The following is a 23508-nucleotide window of genomic DNA, read 5'->3' on the forward strand; positions in this document are numbered from 1 at the left end:
TTAAGTCTTTTCCAAAAATGCTACTTTTGTTGAGGCTATCAATAGTTAATTACTTAAATTGATTAGCATCTCAACTTAGACTAATTAACTAAGGCTAATTAGCAGACATCTCCCATTTCCTAGCATGTTTCAATTTTTCGACTTTATCTATCTGTATACTTCCGCGCCGAATTCAATAATTTCAAAATGAACCCTGTTGAAGAAGAATGCAGAATCCAGAATTCAGAATCAATCAGTCGGGGATTCAGACCCGCCACTGTCTTGTTGACCACCAAATCATAGATTTGGTGGGGGTGCAAAAACGCCGGTTATTCATCCGCCAGCGATGCACTGAGCGAGTCGAAGTGTCGTACAGAAAACATTGCTAAATTCAGACTCCTGACTCCTGAATTCTGTTCGATAAATTAAATATAAATTTAAAACTTAAAAAGGGAATCAGTATTTTTATTTAATATTAATAAATGAAAAGATTAATAACAATAATCATTAAATCATCCAGAAATTATTAATATCAGGATTTTTAACTATTTTTTATAATACTCAAAAACTAAATTCTTATGTTTTTGAGTATTATTACAGACGTTAATCTTCATACTCAACAATCACTATTTCAAAAACAGTCATAACATTAGTATTTTTTACTACACAACTTACGCATTGACAAAAGAAACAATAAATGAAGTGAGAAAAATCAGAAATAAGAGGCAAACAACTAGTCAGGAGGGGACTGGAAAGACGGATAATTTACACTGTGTCTATTGAGGATATGGGTAATCAGAATAACTACCAAGCCATCCACGGCAAAATGTGACCTCAACACTGACACTCTCTTTTTACAATTCTCTCAAAGCCTATTGGCAAAAGACTTACAGCCTTAACTTGTCACCAATGATCCCCAATCCTTTTTTCCAGTATTCAATTTTGTGGCATAAATTTAGTGAATGCGGGTGATATGTACATAACAGCATTGATCAGTAGGAATTGAATTATGAATGACTCCACCTATCAGCTAGACGATTTCGCTTTAACATTGCCGATTTCCCAATCAGCTCGGAGAATTGCCCAGAAATTTGCTAGTCAGCAGCCAAATTCTCAAAAAGCAGAGCAAGTCCGGCTGAACACTCTGGCTGTATCGGTGGTGAATGACTACTTGGAAATGATGGATATTCCTACTGATCTTCAAGCTAGTGACAGCTGGAACCCCATTATGCGCCTTTGTGGAAATATAGCTGACTTAGACATACCCTCAATTGGTCGTCTGGAATGTCGCCCTGTCCATCTGCATCAGCAGATATGTTCCATTCCTCCAGAAACATGGGAAGAACGGGTGGGTTATTTAGTAGTTCAATTTGATGAATCGCTCCAAGAAGCTCGGCTGCTTGGTTTTATCCCTAGTATCGTAACTGAAACACTGCCTTTAGCGCAATTACAACCATTAGAAGCATTTATCGACCACCTGTGGCAACTGCGCCAATCTCCAGTTACTTCAATAGTGAATTTGAGTCAGTGGTTTGCTGGCATATTTGAGACGGGCTGGGAGACTATTGAATCCCTGTGGAATGTGCCGGAACTCAGACCAACTTATGCCTTTCGCAGTACTGAAACTTTGGAACTAGATGCCCTCAACCGACGAGAATCAATTACTAAACGGGCAAAACTGATTGATTTGGGTATCCAAATTCTCAATCAACCTGTGATGTTGATTGTGGAAATCAATCCCGAAAAGGATCAACAAACCAGTATTCATCTGCAATTACACGCCACTGGGAATCAAATCTATTTACCGCTAGGAGTTCATCTCACCGTTTTAGATAGTTCGGGAGCAATATTTCTAGACGCTCAATCTCGAAAATCGGACAACTACATTCAGTTACAGTTTCGTGGTGAACCCACAGAGCAATTTAGCGTTAGGGTAGCCTTGGATAATACCAGCATTACCGAACATTTCCAAATTTGAAATATGTAGCTATCTTCCCTCTTTGTCGGTAATTTATTAAGTAGTAATTGGTTAATTAGAAATTAAAAATTCAAGTCTGCTTTTGGGGATTTTGAAAAAAGTCTGTAGACGCTTGTCGAGCTTGTCAAAACAATTTTAGATTTTAGATGGACTCCAACAATCAAGTCAAGGAAAAGTAATTAAATTTTGGATTGAAGATTCAAAATTTAAAATCTAAAATTTGCTGATCAGACATGAGAACAGGGCATGATTTTGCACAGGGGCATAGCGACGGTCATGGGTAAGTTAGTGGTTCTGAAATTCGCAGAGGGTAGTTTTGAGCAGGGGTTTGCTGTCAACCTCCAAATTGGTGAAGAATCCGAGCGGGCTGCAACAGAAATCACGGGGAAGTTACCTTCATTCCCGGAAATGCCGCTTTACTATAGTCATTGGCAGTCTAGTTATCGGCAGATGGGCAATCGTTATCGCCTCCATGCTGACCAAATGCAGGTGACGAATGTATCGATGATTCAAGACTGCGAAAACACTTCCCATATTTTGCGGGCACGCTTTAATACTTGGCTGCGAGCAGAAGAGTTTCGCCCTTTGAGGGAAAAATGGTTAGAAAGATTGTCGTCTACGGAAGAAATTCGGGTAATTTTACAAACAGAAAATAGCCAATTGCAGCTATTACCCTGGCATCTGTGGGACTTGTTAGAACGCTATCCAAAAGCGGAAATTGCCCTTGCTTCACCATCCTACGATCGCATTCACAAGCCACCCATTCCCAATAAACTAGTCAACATTTTGGCAATTGTCGGCAATAGTCAGGGAATTGACACTCAAGCCGATCAAGCTTTACTGCAACGATGTAGTAATGCAGACGTTAGCTTTCTGGTAGAACCACAACGTAAGGAATTGACTGACCATCTTTGGGGAAAAAACTGGGATATTCTCTTCTTTGCTGGACACAGTTCTAGTAACAGAAATACAGAAAGTGGACGAATTTACCTAAATAAAACTGATAGTTTGACTATTAGCGAGTTAAAATATGCTCTCAGGAAAGCTATTGAAAACGGCTTGCAGTTAGCTATATTCAACTCCTGTGATGGATTGGGATTGGCGCGAGAATTGGCTGATTTGCAAATTCCTCAAATGATCGTCATGCGCGAACCAGTGCCAGATCTGGTTGCAAAGGAGTTTTTAAAGTATTTTCTTGAAGGCTTTGCCGGTGGCGAGTCTTTATATCAAGCGGTACGCCAAGGGCGGGAACGCTTGCAAGGACTTGAGGATCGATTTCCTTGTGCAACTTGGCTACCAGTGATTTGCCAAAATCCCGCGCAGATACCGCCCACTTGGGATGAATTAAGGTCTGTCAAAAGTGAAGATATACCGAATTTACCTTTGTTGAGCAGACGCAGATTTCAGACAATTTTGTTATCCAGCTTGGCAATTACAGCCTTAGTTTGTGGGGTGAGATTGGTGGGATGGCTGGAAAATCCAGAGATTCAAGCCTTTGACCTGATGATGCGATCGCGCCCTGGGGAGAGACTTGATCCGCGCCTGTTGATCATCACAATTGACGATGACGATTTGGCGACTCAAAGACAAAATGGGGAGTATTTAATCGGAGCTTCCATTTCCGAAAAATCTCTCAACAAACTCCTAGCGAAACTGGATCAATATCAACCCCGGGCGATCGGTTTGGATGTCTACCGTGATTTTACCGCCAAAGAGCCAGATTTAATTACTCGTCTCCAGCAAACTCATAATTTGATTGGCGTATGCAAGGGGAGCGATCGCACAGAAAATATCAAAGGTATTAAGCCACCGCCAGAAATCCCCCCAGAAAACTTGGGATTCAGCGACTTTATTCACGATCGCGATGGAGTTATTCGTCGGCATCTTTTGTTCATGAACCAAGAGGCGACATCATTGTGTCCGGCTCCATATTCCTTCAGTGTACAACTAGCTTCCCTTTATCTGCGCCCTTTAGGTATTCAAACAAAGTTCACCCCTGAAGGTAATTTGCAGCTAGGTAAAACTATTTTTGGGAATCTGAAATCTCATACTGGCGGCTATCAAAATATTGATCCCAATGGCGGTCAAATCTTGCTCAACTACCGTTCCTCAAAAGAGATCGCCGAACAGGTGAAGCTAACCGAATTTTTATCTAGTCCGGTTAACCCCAACGCGATCAAAGACCGAATTGTTTTAATTGGTGTGGTGGCAAAGGGGGATTCTCCAGACACCTGGCCGACACCCTATGGCGCTCCTTTAGATGAGCAAATGCCAGGAGTGTTAGTACAAGCGCACATGATCAGCCAGATCCTTAGTGCTGTCCAGGATGGGCGGCCATTGTTGCGGGTTTGGTCACTGTGGGTTGAGGTGATCTGGATTTGGGGCTGGTCTTTAGTAGGAGGAGTCCTGACTTGGCGTAGGCTTTCGTTACCCTGGTTGGCGTTGGCAGTTGGTGTTACCTCTAGCGTTTTGTACTTAGTTTGCTTTGGTCTGTTAATTTCGGGTGCTTGGGTGCCCTTTGTCCCGCCGGTCTTATCGCTGGTAGCTATGGTGGGCTTGATGTCAATTCATAATTCAAAAACAAAAGTGCGAGAGGGGAGTGGGGAATAGGGAGTGGGGAGTGGGGAATAGGGTGCAGGGAGCAGGGAGCAGGGAGCAGGGTGCAGGGTGCAGGGAGCAGGGTGCAGGGAGCAGGGTGCAGGGAGCAGGGTGCAGGGTGCAGGGAGCAGGGTGCAGGGTGCAGGGTGCAGGGAGCAGGGAGAAGAGTTTTCCCCTCTGCAAGAGCAGCATCCTGCCCCTCTGCCTCTTTTCAATGCCCAATCTAAAATCTAAAATCTAAAATCTAAAATCGCATGAGGTTTTTATGAATTCAAATTCACAACCGATAAAACTGTTTTTAGTAGTAGCTTTTAGCTGTACAAGTTTACTCGTTAGCCTAACTCCAGTACCGGCGAAATCAATCTCTGCTTCTTCAGATAGCGATGCCTACGGCGGGCTACGCCTGCGCTCTGATGTTAAAACCATTCTTGCTCAAGGCACAACCTTTAATCAACCTCCAATTCCACCAGGACCCCCTCCAGGAGGTCGCGTTCGTGGTGGAGCAAAGCGCGGGACGCTTGGATGTCCACTTACTAAACCTGATCTGACTGCTTTAGTGCCCTTTACTGAAGAAGCTAACTCAGTGATTAATGTTTGGGGACAGACAACGCGAGAACGCCCAAGTTGGTTTTTCTATGTGCCTTATACTAAAGATTTGCCTTATGTAGTTGAATTTGTACTGCAAGAAGATCCTGAGTCTAAAAACTCTAAAGAGATTTACCGAAAAGCGATCGCTTTACCGGATAAGTCAGGAGTCATCCGCGTTTCTTTGCCTAAGACTACTCCGGCTTTAGCAGTAGACAAACAATATCGCTGGTTTTTCAGCATTAACTGCGATCAACAAAAAAATTCGCCCTGGACTTATGTTGAAGGGGTAATACAACGAGTTAACCTGAGTCAAGCAACAGTCAAAGAACTAGAAACGGCAGAACCTCTAAAGCGGTACGCAATCTATGCCCAAAAGGGGATATGGTACGAGGCACTGACGACGCTAGCTGAACTGCGTCAAAAAAATCCTCAAGATGCGGCACTTCAGGCACAGTGGCGGAATTTACTAGGCAGCATCCGCTTAGATGATGTTGCAGGAGAACCCATTCTTCCAAGAACACCTTAAACGAGTAGTCTGTCAAATACATTTTGATGGATAAAAGAACGAACCGCATTCGCGTTAGCGTCTCCCCAAGTGGAGCATCTGGCGTGGTTTCCCCCATGAGCGACTGCCGCCGCTAAGTAAGAAGGAAAGAAGAAAAATTGATTGAAAGATTTATTTATCCGTCAATTAGTTCTTGACAGACTACTAGGAAAAAGGGCAACTTCAAGAAAAAACAGGTGCAGTCTTAGAGGTTGTTTGAAAAGTGGTTTGCTGTAACTTTTGGCACTGATTGATCCCCCCTAATCCCCCTTAAAAAGCAGGGCTGATTCATTCCCCAAAAGACCTTAATTTACAAGCGTATCAGTCAAAAAAATCAGGTTTTTAAACACTCTAATTGGGTCAAAAACCAGGCGATCGCACTTAAATTTACCGATTGAAACAGTAATTTTTCGATTACCAACTCACTAAATTTTCTGGTTGATACTCTTGACAAAATTCTGATCTGAACGAATGAAACAGCCCTGCCTTAAAAAGGGGGGAACCGGAATCAAAGTCCCCCAATTTATCGGGGAGCCACTGCGCCCTTGCGGTTAAGAGACTTGTTCGCGCAGCGTCTCCCCTTGGGAGAAGCACGTGGCGTGGATTTAGGGGGATCTAGAACTTTTTGCTACCGATAAGAGGACTTTTCAAACATCCTCTCAAGGCTTGGCAACACTAGTGACATTCTTGTTAAGAGACGCTAAGGCTGTTAACAATTTTGGTTTATTTGGTGCAGAGGCTTTAAGCCCTGCCTTAATCTCATCAGATTTATCTTCAATTTCTTTGTAGGTAGTGGGAGATTTAGCTTTAACTCCATCCTCAACCTTTGACCAGAAATCCTCAAACTTATCAAATTCCCCTTTAGCTTTGGTAAAATTTCCCGCCACAACTGCCGTCTTCGTATTGGTAACAACAGCCTCTAAACCTTTAAATTCGGTATTTGCAGTGGGACTAACTGCTGTTTGGGCGTTGGTTGTCGCAGCAGGACTAGCAGATGTTTGGGCGCTGGTTGTCGCAGCAGGACTAGCTGCTGTATCAGAGACAGAACTCCCAGCAGGTGATGTCTGTGCAGTAGGTTCTTCACCCTTGTTGCATCCAACCAAAGCCATCAGGCTGATTAGAGAGACTATCAGTACAGGATTAAAACGATTCATTATAGACTCCTCATCAAAACTCGTTTTTGTAGACTAATACAGCCTTGCAGAAATAACTATCCAGTTGAAGAGGCTTAAGAGCCAATACTGAGTGCTGAATAGAATTAGTATTTTTCCAAGGCTTTTGAGAGTGTAATCAAGAACAGAACTAGTGTTCAGATATCGCGCTCACTATGAACAAAAATATTGGGTAATATTTCTGCCATTCAAATATTAAAGCTATTAAGATAAAAAACTCGGGAAAAACCAATATTTTATCTTTCCGAGTTTTTTACCTGCTGTGCTTTAACTTAAGAACAGAGTCTCTAAAACTCCTCACACCAATTGCTTACTTCGAGTCTGTCAGACAAGACTCGATTTTTATCATCTAATTTGCAATTTAGGTGATAGTGAGCCTAGATTGTAAAAAGTTTATACTGACCGGAGAACTATTATGAAACGCTCATTTCGTAAGTATCATCGGATCTTTGGTATCATCCTATCTGTGCCACTTGTTTTAACCGTACTGACTGGAATGTTAACAACATTTGTTCGCGAGTGGTCTATGAGTATAGGAGTTCCAGCTAGCTTCCTCTTAAGTATCCATACGGGCGAAATCTTTCATCTGCAAGGAATCTACCCAATTTTGAACGGATTAGGACTTCTGGGATTGTTGGCAACAGGATTAAGTATGTCTGGTTTATTTGGTAAAAAAACTCGGTCAAACCCCAAGAATTAAACAGAGAGACTTGGAATTTTTCCCCTTAGAGCTTTGGCAATGGGGTTAGTGGGTTAGCTTTTCGTGGGCTTCCACTTCCCAGCTTATTGACAATGATAAAGTTCATATTCGTAGCCATTCACCCTTGGCAAAGATTTAGTATCAGATATAATGCATGTTTTGACGGTTTCTGCAACAGGAGCGTGAAAGTTTACCAGCCATAAGTCAAAAGGTCGTGGTAAATTCTTTAAAGTATTTTCCAGAGCAATGGTAGAAGTATTCGGATCTTGGTCTTGATGAGCAAGGAGAAACAGAGGTTTTTGGAGTGAATTGGCAAGTTTAATTTCCCTACCTACCCCCATCATTTCCCCAGTGTGTACATAAGTTTTGTGGGTAGTGGCAATCAGTACTGGCACTGGGGATATTTGTTTAATTAGTTGCACAAACAAGTCAGGGCGATAATATTTTTGATAGCCGAGATTGCAGAAGACTGTAACTGCACTGAGCAATGCCATTAACCAAATTAACATCACGGCTTTTTTACCGTTTATTCCCCATCTGCCGATCTCTTCTCTTCCCATCAATTCCTTGAGAGGATGCCAACAGACTGCGAGACTTGCCCCTAGTAAAATAACGATCGCGGGAAAGTAAACAAAGTTATAACGAGCGCCCCTAGTTAGATCGATTCCCAAAAAGTAGGCAAAGATAAAGAATAAAGCGATCGCGCCGATCGCGATTCCGATAAACACCTGCATCATTATCCCGTTTTCTGGGTGCCGTAGTTGAATCTTGATCCCCCGCAGCAAAATTGGTACTGCCCAAATAAAGAAAGTCAACATCACCACTCCAGAAGGAATCACAACCAATATCTGTGAAGATTCAACTGGTAACAGGCAAATCATGGCAATCAATGTTCCTAAAGCTTGAAAGATTGGGCTGAACCAATCTAGTCCAACGCGCGAACCTTGAATCCACTCGGTCAAATTTTCCCGATATTTATTCTCTAAAAAGATTGGTAGCCAAATTAAACTCGTTACAAAAGTACCTGTAGCAACGGCATAGAGGCGCCGCCAAGGAGGAGAGAAGAGGAGAGAAAATTTGCTGCTAGTCTGCAATTGACGCCAAGCCAGAAAAATCAAAACTACTGCTTCACTACAGAGGGTGAGGGTGAAAAAGTAATGAGTCGCAACACCTAAAGCATTAATTACTACCCAGGAAAGTGCTACCCAGATGGGTAAAGGTGTGCGGTTTTGAATATGACGTGTGGCAATTACCAAGCAGGTAAGGGAACCAATTACCCATAAGACTGCCAAGGTGTAATGACGCGCTTCTTGTGCTAAAAATACGCCGTAGGGTGATACTGCCATCATGGCAGCAGTCAAGTGTCCCACTAATCGTGAACGAAACGCTACTCTAGCTAATATGTAAACACAGGGAATGGAGATAGCACCGATGATGGCTGGTAGCAATCGCGCCCCAAATAGCGATACTAATCCTTCATCGCTGGGAAATAATTTCATCCACAGGTAAGCCAGGACAAAATACAGTGGTGGATGGTTATCTTGTGTAAGTAAGTTATGAACCACATCAGCAATACTAGCTGCTGGGTTTGGTTGCAGTGGTTGCAATAGGATATCAGGTGCGATCGCTTGATCTAGGGGAACTCCTAAAAAAGTATTCCCCAAACTAAACACCAAGGTAGAAAACTCATCAGTCCAAGGAGGCTTTGCAGTCAAGTTGGCTAGGCGTAAGCTGATGCCGACGATCAACCAGATTAAGATCAGCAAAGGGTGAAGCCAGGAAGCAGGGAGACGAGTCTGCCAATTATGCCAATGCTTGTGTTGTGAACCAAAGTTTGTATTTGCCAGAGGTAGGAAATGGGTAGCAGAGGCAAGTAGCAACGAGATAATTTTTCTGTAAAAATAAAATGCACCTTGGAAAAGAACTCTCATTGGCAAGACTCACACGAATGAATTTGTAGATTTGACGTTCGAGATTTAAGTTCGTTATAAAATCTAAAAACAAAAATCAAAATCTCAAATCCCTCGTTGTGACTATTTTACGTCAGTGACGCGCCAGCTAAGTTTCAAATTAATCCAGAAATTCCAGATAGTAGCAACTGCGATCGCAATAAAGTTGGCAATATAACGGTTAGGAATGATAAAATTGTATACCAGATTTAATATCAGTACGTTCAATAGGAGTCCAGCAAGGCAAACGGCGTTGAATTTTAAAAACCGCTTCCGGCGTTGATGCCATTCTTGCTGTCTAGCGCTGACATCAGCAAATGTCCAAGCATCATTCCAGAAGAAATTATTTAAAATTGCGATTTCACCAGCAATAATTTTGCTACGTGTCAGGGGCAAAGCCAAAGTAGTCGGATCGCTGAGTAGATAAAGTAATCCCATATCTACAAATACCCCACTAAAGCCAACCAACCCAAAGCGGAGGAATCGACCAATGGGGAAATTGACTTTTTTACTCAATTGTCCTGCCCGCCCTGTGGAAAGCCGCAACCGCACTAAGTGGTGGATGTAATCTATATATTGCTTCCATGTAACTTTGCTTTCACCCTCTTTACGTTCACAGAACACATACCCAACTTCGGCAACTTGGTCTACTTTTCCCCGCCCGATTACCTCTAAGAGAATTTTGTATCCTACAGGATTGAGTGTTGCATTGGCGATCGCACTCCGACGCACCATAAAATAACCACTCATGGGGTCGGAAACTCTGCCCAGTACCCCCGGTAAGATCACCAAGCCTAACAACTGAGCGCCACGAGACAAGAAACGCCTCACAACACTCCAGCTACTAACACCGCCACCTTCGACGTGACGACTGGCTACTGCCAAATCTGCTCCCTGCTCAACACTACGCAATAATTGTATCAGCACCTCTGGTGGATGCTGCAAATCTCCATCAATCACCCCCAACACATTCCCCGTCGCTGCTTGCCACCCACGAATCACCGCAGAAGACAGCCCCCGTTCCTGTTGGCGACGCATCACCCGCAACTGTGGGTATTCTGTTGTCAAGGATTGGGCTATTTCCCAAGTTCGGTCTGGGCTATCATCGTCTACCACTATTAGCTCATAGTTCCCTGGAATAGATTCATCCAGTAATTGACTTAATATACTGACCACATTCTTGATGTTGTCACGCTCTTTATAAGTAGGAATTACTAGAGAAAGATAAATAGATTCACTACCTGTATCCACAGGGTTAGGAGGCAAATCTAAAATCTTTAGTGGACCAGTTGGTACTGTTAACAGTAAGTTAGATGAGTTTGTCTTCATATTCCAAATTGCAGAACGAGGGTGTCTCAAGTTCGTGGAAAATAGAGCCGAACTGCTGGCTTTATTGACTGAACTTAGTTATTTAAAACTTAATAAATACTTTTGTTACAGTTAGCTTTTCTGAAAGTTTAGTAATTTCTGCACTTCGATTCAGAGTATTTTCGCAAGTTTTATCTAAAGTTTAAATTTTACCACTTATTTTTATGGTATATTTACAATAGCGATATATTTTTATATAGTTCCGCCCAATCATTAAGTAAACTAAGTCAGAAAATATACAGTTTATAAAGCGTATTTTTATGATTTTTTAATACTACTTTGTCAAGCTAGTAATGAAGAGTTAGTAGTAAGCACTTTAGTGCTTAAGACATCAGGGCTGAAGTTCTTACTACTAACTTGCTTACCATCAATTTAAACCTGAGTTTTGAAGATCAAGTCAGAAATTTTGGGAGCATCCACTTTTGGAAGCACGGTAGGGGCAATTCATGAATTGCCCCTACGACAAATGTGGTTTTTCAAATCACCCATATTTGTTCTTTGCTGTCAATGCGTAATATCATGTCCGCATAATTAGTTATGCCAACCACAGTCAATACACCCCACCCCCAGCCCCTAAGAGCTTGCGGGGAGGGGAGACAAAGCATAGCTTTGGCGGGGGTGGGGTTCTTCGGGTTTAATAAGCAATCAAGCGGACATGATATAAGTCCTAAAACGTACTCCTCTTCGTTGACAAATACTTCTGAGGAATTGGCTGCTACCTCTCTATAGGCAGCTAGTTGCAAAACGCTGTATATTTTTGACGGGTCTAGTTAGCACTCTTGACTTGAATAGATGCCATCATACCCTTGTCTTCGTGTTCCAAGATATGGCAGTGGTAGACAAAAGTACCTGCAATACTTGTACCATTACTTGTACCATTCTGAATGCCTCGGAAATCCATTTGTAATTTCACACTGGGAAATGGGGTGTTTGGGTTACCGTTCCAGGCGGGTACATTGATTGTGTCGCGCATCATCCCGATTTCAGTGGCATCGGAACTGTTTAAGACCAGGAAGTGGATTTGGTGGATATGGAAGGTATGGACTTCCGAAGTTCGGTTTTCCACGATCCAATCCTCAGTCGTTCCCTCCTGAACCGTGATATCGGGAGTCTGGAAATTTGGATCGTAAACTTTAGGCTGATTTGGCTCTACTGTGATGTAGAACTGCTCTGGTTCTACATTAGGAGCTGTTTCAGAAAAGTAGAGCTTGCGCTGCTTTACAGACTGGCTCTGATTTATTCCAGAAAAGCGATTGCCCGATACCTTGCTTAAGTCAACGCTTAACTCAGGATCTGAGGCTGAAGCAGATGATGCTGCTTGCATCTGAATTTTAGCTATCGTTCGTTGTGGGTTATTAGCATGTTGTGCCCCTGTGACATAATTCAGCGTCAAAAACTTGGCATCCTTAACCGACGCTTGAGGACCCTTAATCATGAACTCTGCCCTTGCGGCTGGGGCTAGCACAATGTGGTAGACAGATTTAGTCTGGTTCAGCAACTGACTATTAGCATTGATCGGAACACCATCCATCGATACTAATTGAAGCGGTTGAGCAATGCTATTGTATTGGACTTGCAAGTCAAAGAAGCTATCCGCCGCAGTATTAGCCACACGCCAAAACTGTTGTTCATTGGGTTTCATTTGAATGATCGCTGGCGGATCGTAAATCCCCCCACCTTTATACTTAATGGGAACTGAGTTGATGGAAATATCCTTCAGTGGTTGCTGATAGTCAAAATATTTTGGTAGATCCGTATCACGTAGCACAAACACCCGTTCTGGAAGTCGAGCAGCTTGGTTGTTATACTTCCCGATGCCTTCAATAATAATCGCACCTGTTAATCCACTCAGCACTTGGGTTTGACTCAGCATGTGGACGTGTGGGTGATACCAGTATAGTCCGGGTGGCTCTCCCTGTGGAATATTGATATTGTACTGGAAGGTCTGTTTCGGCTCAACCACCGTCCGCACAACTTCGTCCTGATGGCATTGTGAAGATATACTCAAGCCATGAAAATGCAGGTTGGTTGAATTTGCGGGTGCCATTCCTCCAGGATATTGGCGCTGACAGTTTTGGTCTTGTGTTCCTTTTGCTTGACCTGGTAATTGGTTATTCAATCTCAGTACTAAGTTTGTGTTACCTGGACTCACTCTAATGGTTGGTGCTTGCAGGTTACCATTGACAACATAGCAGTTTTGCTTAGGGGCAATGTTGACAACCGTAAAGTTTGCTGCATGGGTGGCATCAGGATTGCGGATTTCTGGTGGGTTTTTGACAATGCTTCCCGCAGGCGGTACAGCGCAAACAGAAGATGGGGATATGGTTTGCGCCGTCCCTCGCAACGCATATATCACAACAACAAGAACAAAAAAAACACTGCCAGCAATCTTCAAGAGTTGCCGCAGTTGTCTTCTCTTCAATACCCCTGCGAGCGCTGCAAGTTTTAATGCTATTCGTTTAATAATTCTGGTCATCAATGGTTTTTCTCTCAAAGAAGTTAAGTAGCACTTACAATTTGAGCTACTCTCTGCACTTATAGTGCGGAGAATCGGGTAAAAATCAAGTTAGGTATTTGGCCTTATTAGCTATCTGGCTAAGAGATTTGTCCTCGACAGAGATCGACTCTAAGAGGTTGTTTTAAAAGTAGTTTGGTGTAATTTTTGGCACTGATTGATGGTAGCATCTCAATGAGTGCAAATATACCTGGCGATTAGAAATCGCGGCTACACAAACTTTCGTCCGCCTGCGCGGACTCAAGAAATTTGAAACCCAGGTCGGTGGGTTTTGTCTGTATAGCCAAGCCAGTGCGTTGGGGAGCCAGCGCGGTCTTCTCACATTGGGAGAGGCTAGCGCCAAGGGGAGACGCTAAAAGCGATAGCGCCGGCGGCAAGCGAGTCCGCGTACCCTTACAGGGAAGCAAGCTACGCTTTTAGCGTCTCGTAGAGAGCGTCTGGGGTCTCCCCTTGGGAGCATCTGGCGTGGTTTCCCCCATGAGCGACTGGCATCTGGTCTGCCGACTTGTTCGCTCTTAGCGTTCCCGCAGGGTAGCACGTGGCATGCATTTAGGGGGATCTAGAACTTTTTGCTACCGATAAGAGGACTTTTCAAACATCCTCTAAGCTCGACTTTATCCATTTTTTGGCAATGCTCAAACTGACACTGAAAACTTTGTGCGACAGTAGTTTTACTTTTTAGACATCTCCGAAAATCAGTTTGAATTTTTAGCTACCTGTGCAGCATAAGAGTATAAGTCGTATTCGCCATAATGAGAAGCTTTTCTTGTCTCTGCAAAAGCATTACCTCTGTGTATCTTTTTAGCTTGCTAATAAGCTGATGAGTTCCCCACTAATTCTAACCTTGTCATTATTTCACCCAAACAAGCATTATAGAGTTGTCTTCCCGCTTGAAACCGAGCTAACAATTCTTTTGCTTTTTTACTGTCAACAATTAAAGGCATCTCTCTGATGAATGAATTAGTGGAGCCTTTAGCCATCGTTTATCTTTTGATTTGGAGATATTATCGACCTGAAAACAAATATATAATAAAGAATTGTTCCTGTCAATTAGTTATTGTATCTCTATAATGAATGCAGCAAATAACAGACAGTATCAACATAAAAATCATTGAGTTGGTTCAGCAAATGTCCATTTAGTTTCGATTCCCAAAGTTCGCAAGAAAGTTTTGGTGGGAGAAATAAAGCTTAGACTTAGCCAAATATTAACAGAAGTGGCCAATGAAAAAGGATGGATTATCAAAGCTTTAGAAATAGCACCATATTATGTTCATCTTTTAGTCGAATACGATCCTAGGGTTGCGATTAATTAAATAGTTAAAGCTTTTAAGGGAATATCATCTCGATATTTAAGGTAAGAATTTCCTCATTTTTTGAGACTTTCGACCTTGTGGACTCACGCTTATTTCTGCGACATAACTGGTAAAATAAGTTTTGCAATTATCCAGAAATATATCAACGATCCTTCAGAAAGCAAAATAATCTTGACGGTAAATAAATTTACCGTGTCGGCATTCCACCCCGACTTAAAAGACGTAAACCCATCAAAATTTTTGAGATTTTGATGGGTTTACTTCGGGGCTATCTCCCTCTTGTGTTTCTTAGGTATAGAATAAACAGCTACTCAGATTGAAATAAGCTTTAGCCCTTTAGTCGGGATTTCTCACAAAGAGAGAAAAAAGAGTGGATCAAAAACTGCGGAAATATATAGGAAGAGTATTTCAGGAGTTATAAAACACGACCCAGTTCTCAACGGATCATACACCAAATCGGATTGCTATGTATAAAATTAGACATATAAAAATATTCCTTTTTTGGAGGGTTTATCAACGTTTACTGATAAAAAATAAACTTAACAAAAATTAACGACTTAATAAATTAAGTATAATATTGAATATATACTGAATTCTAGGAGTGTCAAAAACAACAATACAAGATCCTCCAATAGGGCATTGCAAAAAAGAGAAAAATCTTGTTTGTTATTAACTTGATGGCGTAGTTTTATTGCTTGTTTTGCGTAAACGAACATCTAAAAAATACAGGGTAAATCATGCATATTCCTGATGGATTTGTTTCTGTTCCGGTGGCAGGGGCTACTGGTTTAGTGAGTTTGGCGGCGATCTTCATTGCCTTCGAGCGATCGCAAAAAGCTTTTGGTATGCGTCGTGCGCCCTTATTGGGACTAACCACCGCTTTCATTTTTGCCGCCCAGATGATCAATTTTCCGGTAGCAGGAGGTACCAGTGGTCACTTGTTGGGGGGAACCTTAGCGGCGATCGTTTTGGGTAGTCCTTGGGCAGCAACTTTAGCCATGTCAACGGTTTTCGTCATTCAGGCAGTTCTATTTGCCGATGGTGGCATCACTGCACTGGGGGCAAATATTTTTAACATGGGGCTAGTGGGAATCTGGGTTGGTTGGTTGTTATACCAACCATTACAGCGACTACTGGGAGGTTCTAGAGGACGCTTACCTCTGGCAGCCGGCATTGCAGCAGCGTTCAGTGTGGTGGCGGCATCCATTGCTTGCGCTATTGAGTTAGCCATTTCAGGAACAATCCCCTTGAACATCGGTTTACCAGCAATGGCAGGTGTCCATATTTTGATTGGCATTGGCGAAGGACTGATTACAGGGGGCGTGTTAAGTTATCTTGTCAAAGTCCGACCTGACCTCTTACCGGGAGAACAGCCGCAATTACAAAAGTGGTTGGTGCCAGTGGTGAGCGTTCTCCTAATTGCTGGTGTGCTATCGCTGTTTGCCTCAACTTGGCCTGACGGATTGGACTCAGTAGCCGAAAAATACCGCTTCAAAGATAAAGAAGCCCCAGTAGTTGAAATTCCTACTCCTTTGGCTGATTACAAGGTCAAGGGCTTAGATGGTAAAGTTAGCACCAGCATTGCTGGGCTTCTGGGGTCTGGAGTTTCCTTTGCTGTTGCCTTTGGCATTGCCAATGTGGTGAAACCGAAGAATGCTTAAACTTTCCTTACCGCTACGCTTGCAACTGTCTCTAGTGATTGTAGTCGGGGCAGCTTTATTGAAGCACTCTGCTTGGTATGGACTAAGTGTATATGGCGCGATCGCACTTTTATGGGCTTGGCTGTTGCGCGTACCAATTCGCCAATTGGGAGGATTACTCGGTACAGAATTGATTTTTTTGTCATTACTAGCATTGCCCTTGGGATGGGAACGAGCCAGTTTTTTGCTGCTTCGTTCGCTGGTTTGTCTGGTTACTATGAATAGTTTTTTGTTAACCTTACCGCCCCACAGTGTCGGCATCGCCCTCAAAAGCTTACCTGTACCTGCACCTTTAAGGGAAAACTTGTTGTTAACTGGGCAATATATGGAAATTTTGCTCTCCGAAGTAACGCGGATGCGCCGCAGCGCCCAATTACGCGGTTTGACTGGAACAGGGGGATGGCTGCGTTATGCCAGTGCTGCCATGATTGGAGCTTTGTATCTCCGTAGTCTGGACAGGGCAGAGCGAGTCTACGCGGCAATGGTAGCTCGTGGTTACAACGGACAATTGCCCACAGATTCTACCCTCAGACCAAAAGAACGTTTTGCCCTGTTACTAGCTTGGGCGATCGCTGCTGGTATAACCCTAACTTCTTACAAAATTTAACCCACTCCCCAGTAGAGACGCGATTAATCGCGTCTCTCCTCACTCCCTTACCCATGAATTAAAATCCCCGTGCGTTCACGCCGGGGAGTATGTCAAATATTGAGTTTGTAAATTTTGAAATCATTAACTTCTAATTACCAATCATCAACCAGTAATCCCCACACAGCCGTCGTCGAGGTTGAGAACTTGGTGTATGCCTATTCTCGCCAGGAACCAGTATTACAAGAAATTTCTTTTATCTTGAAGAAAGGCGATCGCGTGGCCTTGATGGGAGCAACTGGTTCAGGAAAAAGCACCTTGTTGGAGAACCTGATCGGCTTAAAACAACCGCAATCTGGGAAAATTACAATTAATGGTATCCCCGTAGAATCACAAACTTTACCCCAAGTGCGTCGTCAAATTGGCTTTGGGTTCCAAGATGCCAACGACCAACTATTTATGCCGACCATTTTGGAAGATATTACTTTTGGACCACGCAACTATGGGATGTCAGCAGCAGAAGCAAGCGATCGCGCCCGTCAGTTATTAGCTGATTTTGGTCTAGAAGCCTACGCCAATCGTTCCGCCCACGAACTTTCTGGTGGACAAAGACGACTAGCCGCCCTAGCCTCGATTTTAGCCCTAGAACCAACAATTCTAATTTTGGATGAGCCAACTAACGGTCTTGATCCAGCATGGCGGCGTCATTTGGCAAAAGTATTGTTAAAGTTACCTGTGCAGGTGATATTAATTGCCTCCCACGATCTACATTGGTTAGGCAGAGTTACGCAACGGGCTTTGGTACTGTCTGGTGGTCGCATTCAAATAGACAGTGATATTCAACCACTTTTGCAAGATGGTGCGACTTTAAACCAGTTGGGTTTGCCGATAGATTGGTGATTTGGGATGAGGGAGATGAGGAAGATGAGGGAGATGAGGGAGAATAACTATTGCCCAATCCCCAAATACCTCCTCCTTTACTCGTAATATTGAATACTATATTGTGGCTTTTATTGCTGTTGGGGTGTTAATGTCTGTTTTACATAAATATACTGTTATTGCTCCTGTTAGCCTGAGCATTGCTTTGTTCGTTACTAGTTGCAGCGAAAATAAAGTTTCCCAGTGCCAGCGACTAATTCAAGTTGTGAATACCGGAACTTCTCTGATTGATAAAAATAAAGGAACCCAAGTGATAACTAGCATACAGCTATCTAAAGATTTAGAATTTGTGACTAAATCCATTGGGGAACTGAAGTTAACAGATCCGAAGCTGAAAGAATTTCAAAGCGGTTTTGTCAAGATTTTTCAAAATCTCAGTCAAGCGATAGCTATTGCAGGTAGGGCGCTGGGTGCAACTAAAACAGCAGAAGCCTCAGTATCTGGCAGAGAAAAAATCCAAAAGGCTAGAGCCGAAATTGATTCAACACTGACAACAGCAGCTACAACTGTTGGCAAGCAGTCAGATACGTTAGTCAATGAAATGAATAAGTATTGTAGCCAGCCAGAATAATCCCATTTGGGCATTGGGCATGGGGCATGGGGCATGGGGCATGGGGCATTGGGCATTAGTTATTCTTTCTGCCCCTGGCTCCTCTGCTACCTTATCCCCCACTTCTCACTCACACCGCGACGCAATCGCCTCTTTCAGCTATAGTAACCCACAATCCGCACTTCAAAGTCAGAAATAAGACTAGCCTCGACAGAGTAAAAGTCTTACGCATAAGTGAAGTAAAGAATGTAGATTTTATCACTTTTATTTCAGAAATTTTCCTGATATACACCCACTTTGTCCGTCAAAAGAGATGTTGGTGTAAGTCAAATTAAATACTATGAGTGATATTAGTCTACTGATGGTGAGTGTGCTAGCAACAGCGCCAATATCTGTGCTAAATTTACCAAGTAATTCCGTAATTATGCCAGATAATCCGGTGCAGGAGTCAACACAGGAAAATTTATCTCAAGTTGTCTTACCTGCTGAAACTACACCGCCTGAATTTGTGCAGCCAAATATAACCAACTCGTCAGCTATCAATAATAAGTACGAAAATATACTTAAAAAAAGTAGAGAAAAAATTCAATTCATCAGTTACCCTAATTTACCTGAACGGAAATATACTCAACCTGTAACCGAAGTTGCACAGAGCCAGGAAAATACAGAAGAATTTTCCCTATCTACTGATCCTCCAGACTCAGACAACCCAATGTCTCAAGTCACCTCAGTATCGCAACTCCATGACGTGCAACCCTCCGATTGGGCTTTTGGTGCTTTGCAGTCTTTAGTAGAACGCTATGGCTGCATTGCGGGATACGCTGATGGGACTTTTCTGGGGAATCGTACCATTAGCCGTTATGAATTTGCTGCTAGTTTAAATGCTTGTTTGGAGAAGATTAACGATGCGATGCCTGCGGCGGGCTACGCCTACGCGACTAATCAAGTTAATACTGTTAATAATCAAGATTTAATCTTGTTGCAAAGATTACAGGGCGAATTCAAAGCAGAGTTGCAGCAATTGCAGCACCGTGTAGAGGCTGTGGAAGAACGAACTAGTGAATTACAAGGAAATAAGTTCTCTACAACTACCAGATTATATGGTCAAGCCATTTTTAGCATTCAGGGAACCAATAGCCCCAATGTCGATTTGTTTCCCAGAGATGGAGTACCTGAAGGCCAGGGAAAAACCAATCTGACTTTCACAAGTAGCGCCCAACTAACCTTCTTCACTTCATTTACAGGGCGAGATTTACTGCTAACAGGGCTATCGGCTGGTAACTTGGGTTCTAATGCATCCTTGTTATCTACCAATATGGGGCGGTTGGGTTTCGAGTCAAATACAGACAACAATCTAGTTATTAGTGACTTATCTTATCGATTTCTCATCTCGGATCACTTGGGAATTGTCATCGGTACGGCGGGAGTCAACCCCATCAACACCTTTCGTGGTATTAGCCCTTTAGAAGGTTCTAGCGACGGTGCAATTTCTCTATTTGGTCAGCGTAACCCGATTTTAAGTATTGGTAACGGCACTGGTGGTATCGGCTTTGACTGGCAAATTAGCGATCGCATTAGTTTACAAGGCGTTTATAGTGCGGAAATTCCCAGTTTTCCTGGCGACAGCAAGCAGGGCGGACTATTTGGCGGTAGATTTACTACTGGCGCTCAGTTAAGTCTAGCACCCACCAATAACATCGATATCGGCGTACATTATCTTTATTCCCACTCCCCAGATGGTTTATTGGGAAGTGGTATTGGCGATTCTCAACTAATTTCGCCTTTTGCAGATACTACAGCTTTCAATACCCAAGCAATTGGCGCTACTGTTGCTTGGCGAGTTAACCCTAACTTGCAGTTAGGCGGTTGGGGTGGCTTTACTTCCTCCAAGCCATTAAACCTATCTGGAAGTGTGGAAACCACAAATTGGATGGTGTTCGCGGCTTTTCCCAATTTGCTGCATCCTGGGAATTTAGGGGGCGTTCTCGTAGGACAACCACCCAAAATTACTTCTAGTAGTTTACCCGAAGGCTTCAATTTTCCCAACTTTTCTGATGGGGGAACAGCAGGCGGACGTAATGACACATCAATTCATCTAGAAGTTTTTTACCGCGCCCAACTGAGCGATAACATCGCCCTGACTCCAGGCTTCTTTGTCATTTTCAATCCCGATCACAATGCTGCTAATGATCCATTAATAGTTGGGGCATTAAGAGCAACTTTCCGGTTTTAATTTTACACGGATGTAAATGTAATAAAATACGCTGTTTGCATACTGAGTATTTCAGTATTAGATGCTTTCACGATCCAGTGGGAGCAAGAAAAACCCGTGCGTAAACATACACGTATTTTTTTAGATGATAAAAGGAGCAAATTTTTCATGAAATTAGATTCATTAACTAAATTGGGTTGTGCAGTTGTTAGCAACAGCTGTTTAGCCGCAGTCTTCATTGGTTTCGGTGGAACAAGCGCTTCCGCTCAAATCACAATTCAAAGCACCGGCACATTATCAGGCACTATCCAACTTCCCAGAAATAATCCCAATTTCAATCAAAGCACTACTCGTGTTGATACAGACAACACCGGGACTTACTCGCGGAACTTAGGTACTAATAACAATCCTAATTACGTTCCTGTATACAAGTCAGACTATGTGAAAGTACAAACACGCTCTGATGGTAGTCTGCATTATTTTGTTGACTTTAAAGGCATTCCCATTGTCTCCTTTAATGGCGTTTTAACTTCGCCCATTCTCTCTGGTGGTGAGTTAACACCTTATAAATACCAAGGACAATTGGCAGGAACTACATTTCAAGGAGTAGTTCAAGATGAATTTAATCTCACAAAAGCCTTATACACTGGCACTGTCACCGATCCCAAGACTGGAAACCAGTATCAGGGGACTTTTGAAGTGAGTGGATATGGAGTCCGATATAGCGATCGCAATGGTGGTAAAACCCCCACAGTCTTTGATTTCAAGTCAGATATCCCCGGTTCGCCAAAGGTGACATCTTTGGAAATGACTAACTCTCCCCTAGCGACAATAACAATTAAAGTACCTGCAACTGCAACTCTCATAACTCCTGCACCAACTACTGGTAGTAGCACACCCACTCCCCCGTCAGTAATTGGCGGTGGAAGCACACCTAATCCCACATCCGCAGTTGATGGTGGTAGTGCGATCGCTCCCTCGACACCCACAACCTACACATCTGGATCGAATTCTCCATCGCTCTCTACTACACCTAATATGGAATTGAGTAACGGTAATTCTGTGGAGGTCAATCAAGTAGTTGTGACCCCTGCAACCCTTGCTCAAACTGCTTGTTTACAGAATTCTGCCAAGAGTTGTACAGGATCGACTTTGGCCAAACAAGCGATCGGCCCCCGTAGTCGAGTGCTAATGCATTAGTTAGAGACTTAGGGGTGGGCATCTCACCATACGTGTCAACTTAACGCTAAAAGGGCGGTTGGAAACTGCCTCTAAATAGGCAAAACCCGCCTGCGCGGGTTAAAGGCGTCTCGCCCGCCCCTAAGCAAAGGCACACTTGACAAACTTAGACCTGTTAACAAAAACTTTAGGTGCTTCTGGAACTCTAGCAGGGCAAAATGAAATCTATATAATAGCCAGGACACGGGCAACATTGCAATTAAAAAAGTCCACCAGAAGTTATTCACAGCGTTTTTGCTGCTCAGACTTCCTTTTGGTGGTAGATTTTACCCTGATGATTTTCTGGGTATACTAGTGAGTTAAGCTGATTGATAAATTTCATCCCCCAGCATGAAACATACAAAAACTCTAAATTTTGGACATGAATGAGTGTGTATTGACTTTTAACTGACACAAAAATACTGTCTGATGTTGGAGGAAACTAATTTTCTTGGGAACTATAAAAACTTGATCAATCAATAATGTTAACACTAACACTACAGAGTGAATCTACATCAATTAAACATCTTCCGAGTAAGCACCTATGAAAGAAGAATTGATAGCCAGAGTTGTGCAGGTCTTGCAAATTAATATGAAGTGGATGACTTGGAATTTATTTCTGGCTTTTATACCTTTAGCTTTAAGTGTGTGGCTATTTCGCTTTAAGCGTGGTGCCTCTTGGCTTTGGTGGCTAGGATTCTTAGTTTTCTATGCTTTTTTGCCAAATGCACCATATCTGTTGACTGATGTAATTCACTTGATAGATGATATCCGTACCATTCAATCAGTATGGATAATTACTTTAGTACTTATTCCGGTGTATTTGTTAGTAATTCTAGGTGGATTTGAAGCTTATGTAATATCCTTAATTAATTGGGGCTACTACTTACATCGCATCGGCAAAAGCCAATGGATTTGGCGCTTTGAGTTGATTACCCATTTTCTATGTGCAATTGGTGTGTATTGGGGACGATTTTTGCGTTTCAACAGTTGGGATTTTATTACTAAACCCGATGCCGTACTAGCTGAAGGTGTTGAGGAAATTCTTGGTAAACAGCCATTGGTGATTATTGCTATCAGTTTTGTGATCCTTGTCGGGCTGTACTGGATTATGAAACGAGTGAGTTTGGGTTTTATCAGGCAACCAAAAAATGCATATCCGATCAAGACGCAATCAGCCGATATTAACACCCCAAACGCTCGATGACTAACTGTGTCGAAGCAGGCTTATTGACATCCTCCCCACCCTACTTCGTTGAGGGTGGGGATTCCAAAGATCGCTCTTTGGGTTTCCTCTTTCCACGAGTTGATTTGCTTTTATGAGTTTCCTCACCCAAGTATTGATCAGTCTCTCCAGAGGCGTTAGTTCCGACGTGACCCGCCGTACTCAATGCTTTTTCTAATATGTTCCGTGCTGCGTTCCAATCTCTGTCTTGAGTATGTCCACAATGAGGACAAATATGTGTTCTAGTGCTAAGAGTCTTTTTGACAACTTCACCACAATTAGAGCATTATTTAATCAGCAATTTCTTGCCTAAAATACTTCAATCTTGAGCAGTTTGATCAAGTTTTTTCTGCAACCAAGCTTCAATTGTATCT

At 42.8% G+C, this 23508-nt stretch carries 16 protein-coding genes and 2 pseudogenes; 12 read left to right on the top strand and 6 right to left on the bottom strand.

Annotated elements, in window-relative coordinates; all coding sequences use genetic code 11:
- Positions 1-988: 988 nt before the first annotated feature.
- From V7K97_RS30740 to V7K97_RS30750, 3 genes are all read left to right on the top strand, one after another.
- A complete protein-coding gene (locus tag V7K97_RS30740; protein WP_334804749.1) occupies positions 989-1957 on the top strand; it encodes a DUF1822 family protein in 969 nt (322 codons plus the stop codon).
- A gap of 276 nt (positions 1958-2233) precedes the next feature.
- Entirely contained in the window at positions 2234-4567 is a 2334-nt protein-coding gene (locus V7K97_RS30745; RefSeq protein ID WP_334804769.1) for a CHASE2 domain-containing protein, read from the top strand.
- Positions 4568-4820: 253 nt separating this feature from the next.
- On the top strand, positions 4821-5669 hold the full coding sequence (locus V7K97_RS30750) for a DUF928 domain-containing protein (protein WP_334804750.1): 849 nt from the start codon (positions 4821-4823) through the stop codon (positions 5667-5669).
- 677 nt (positions 5670-6346) lie between these two features.
- Here V7K97_RS30750 and V7K97_RS30755 read toward each other — a convergent pair.
- Entirely contained in the window at positions 6347-6841 is a 495-nt protein-coding gene (locus tag V7K97_RS30755) for a DUF4363 domain-containing protein (RefSeq protein ID WP_334804751.1), read from the bottom strand.
- A 433-nt stretch (positions 6842-7274) separates the two neighbouring features.
- On the opposite strand from V7K97_RS30755, the gene V7K97_RS30760 reads away from it, so the two are divergent.
- The gene (locus V7K97_RS30760; protein WP_334804752.1) at positions 7275-7559 is read left to right on the top strand and encodes a peptidase; all 285 of its coding nucleotides are present in this window, start codon (positions 7275-7277) and stop codon (positions 7557-7559) included.
- Positions 7560-7642: 83 nt separating this feature from the next.
- On the opposite strand, the gene V7K97_RS30765 is transcribed toward V7K97_RS30760, so the two are convergent.
- The 4 genes from V7K97_RS30765 to V7K97_RS30780 all read right to left on the bottom strand — a co-directional run bounded on the left by V7K97_RS30765 (position 7643) and on the right by V7K97_RS30780 (position 14371).
- Positions 7643-9490 carry a glycosyltransferase family 39 protein gene (locus tag V7K97_RS30765; RefSeq protein ID WP_334804753.1) on the bottom strand — a complete coding sequence of 616 codons (1848 nt, stop codon included), beginning with the start codon at positions 9488-9490 and terminating at the stop codon, positions 7643-7645.
- 102 nt (positions 9491-9592) lie between these two features.
- Complete coding sequence (locus V7K97_RS30770) at positions 9593-10837, bottom strand: glycosyltransferase (protein WP_334804754.1); 1245 nt, start codon at positions 10835-10837, stop codon at positions 9593-9595.
- Positions 10838-11642: 805 nt separating this feature from the next.
- A complete protein-coding gene (locus tag V7K97_RS30775) occupies positions 11643-13352 on the bottom strand; it encodes a multicopper oxidase family protein (protein WP_334804770.1) in 1710 nt (569 codons plus the stop codon).
- A gap of 848 nt (positions 13353-14200) precedes the next feature.
- On the bottom strand, positions 14201-14371 hold the full coding sequence (locus V7K97_RS30780) for a hypothetical protein (RefSeq protein WP_334804755.1): 171 nt from the start codon (positions 14369-14371) through the stop codon (positions 14201-14203).
- 90 nt (positions 14372-14461) lie between these two features.
- On the opposite strand from V7K97_RS30780, the pseudogene tnpA reads away from it, so the two are divergent.
- The 8 genes and pseudogenes from tnpA to V7K97_RS30820 all read left to right on the top strand — a co-directional run.
- Positions 14462-14857: pseudogene (tnpA, locus tag V7K97_RS30785) on the top strand (IS200/IS605 family transposase); the annotation flags it as partial.
- 584 nt (positions 14858-15441) lie between these two features.
- Positions 15442-16365: an energy-coupling factor ABC transporter permease gene (locus V7K97_RS30790; protein WP_334804756.1), complete on the top strand. Its 924-nt coding sequence runs from the start codon at positions 15442-15444 to the stop codon at positions 16363-16365.
- Positions 16358-17011: an energy-coupling factor transporter transmembrane component T family protein gene (locus V7K97_RS30795; RefSeq protein WP_334804757.1), complete on the top strand. Its 654-nt coding sequence runs from the start codon at positions 16358-16360 to the stop codon at positions 17009-17011. Before V7K97_RS30790 ends, V7K97_RS30795 begins: the two co-directional genes overlap by 8 nt.
- 114 nt (positions 17012-17125) lie before the next feature.
- On the top strand, positions 17126-17890 hold the full coding sequence (locus V7K97_RS30800; protein ID WP_334804758.1) for an energy-coupling factor ABC transporter ATP-binding protein: 765 nt from the start codon (positions 17126-17128) through the stop codon (positions 17888-17890).
- 130 nt (positions 17891-18020) lie between these two features.
- Positions 18021-18500 carry a hypothetical protein gene (locus tag V7K97_RS30805; protein ID WP_334804771.1) on the top strand — a complete coding sequence of 160 codons (480 nt, stop codon included), beginning with the start codon at positions 18021-18023 and terminating at the stop codon, positions 18498-18500.
- 319 nt (positions 18501-18819) lie between these two features.
- Positions 18820-20712, top strand: a complete 1893-nt coding sequence (locus tag V7K97_RS30810) for an iron uptake porin (protein ID WP_334804759.1) — start codon at positions 18820-18822, stop codon at positions 20710-20712.
- A gap of 147 nt (positions 20713-20859) precedes the next feature.
- Positions 20860-21891, top strand: coding sequence for a hypothetical protein (locus tag V7K97_RS30815; RefSeq protein WP_334804760.1), 1032 nt, complete (start codon positions 20860-20862; stop codon positions 21889-21891).
- A gap of 562 nt (positions 21892-22453) precedes the next feature.
- A complete protein-coding gene (locus V7K97_RS30820; protein ID WP_334804761.1) occupies positions 22454-23116 on the top strand; it encodes a DUF1361 domain-containing protein in 663 nt (220 codons plus the stop codon).
- Positions 23117-23156: 40 nt separating this feature from the next.
- Here V7K97_RS30820 and V7K97_RS30825 read toward each other — a convergent pair.
- Positions 23157-23420 (bottom strand): annotated as a pseudogene (locus V7K97_RS30825) (zinc ribbon domain-containing protein); the annotation flags it as partial.
- Positions 23421-23508: the final 88 nt, after the last annotated feature.

The organism is Nostoc sp. (assembly GCF_036917815.1).
Classification (GTDB): domain Bacteria; phylum Cyanobacteriota; class Cyanobacteriia; order Cyanobacteriales; family Nostocaceae; genus Nostoc.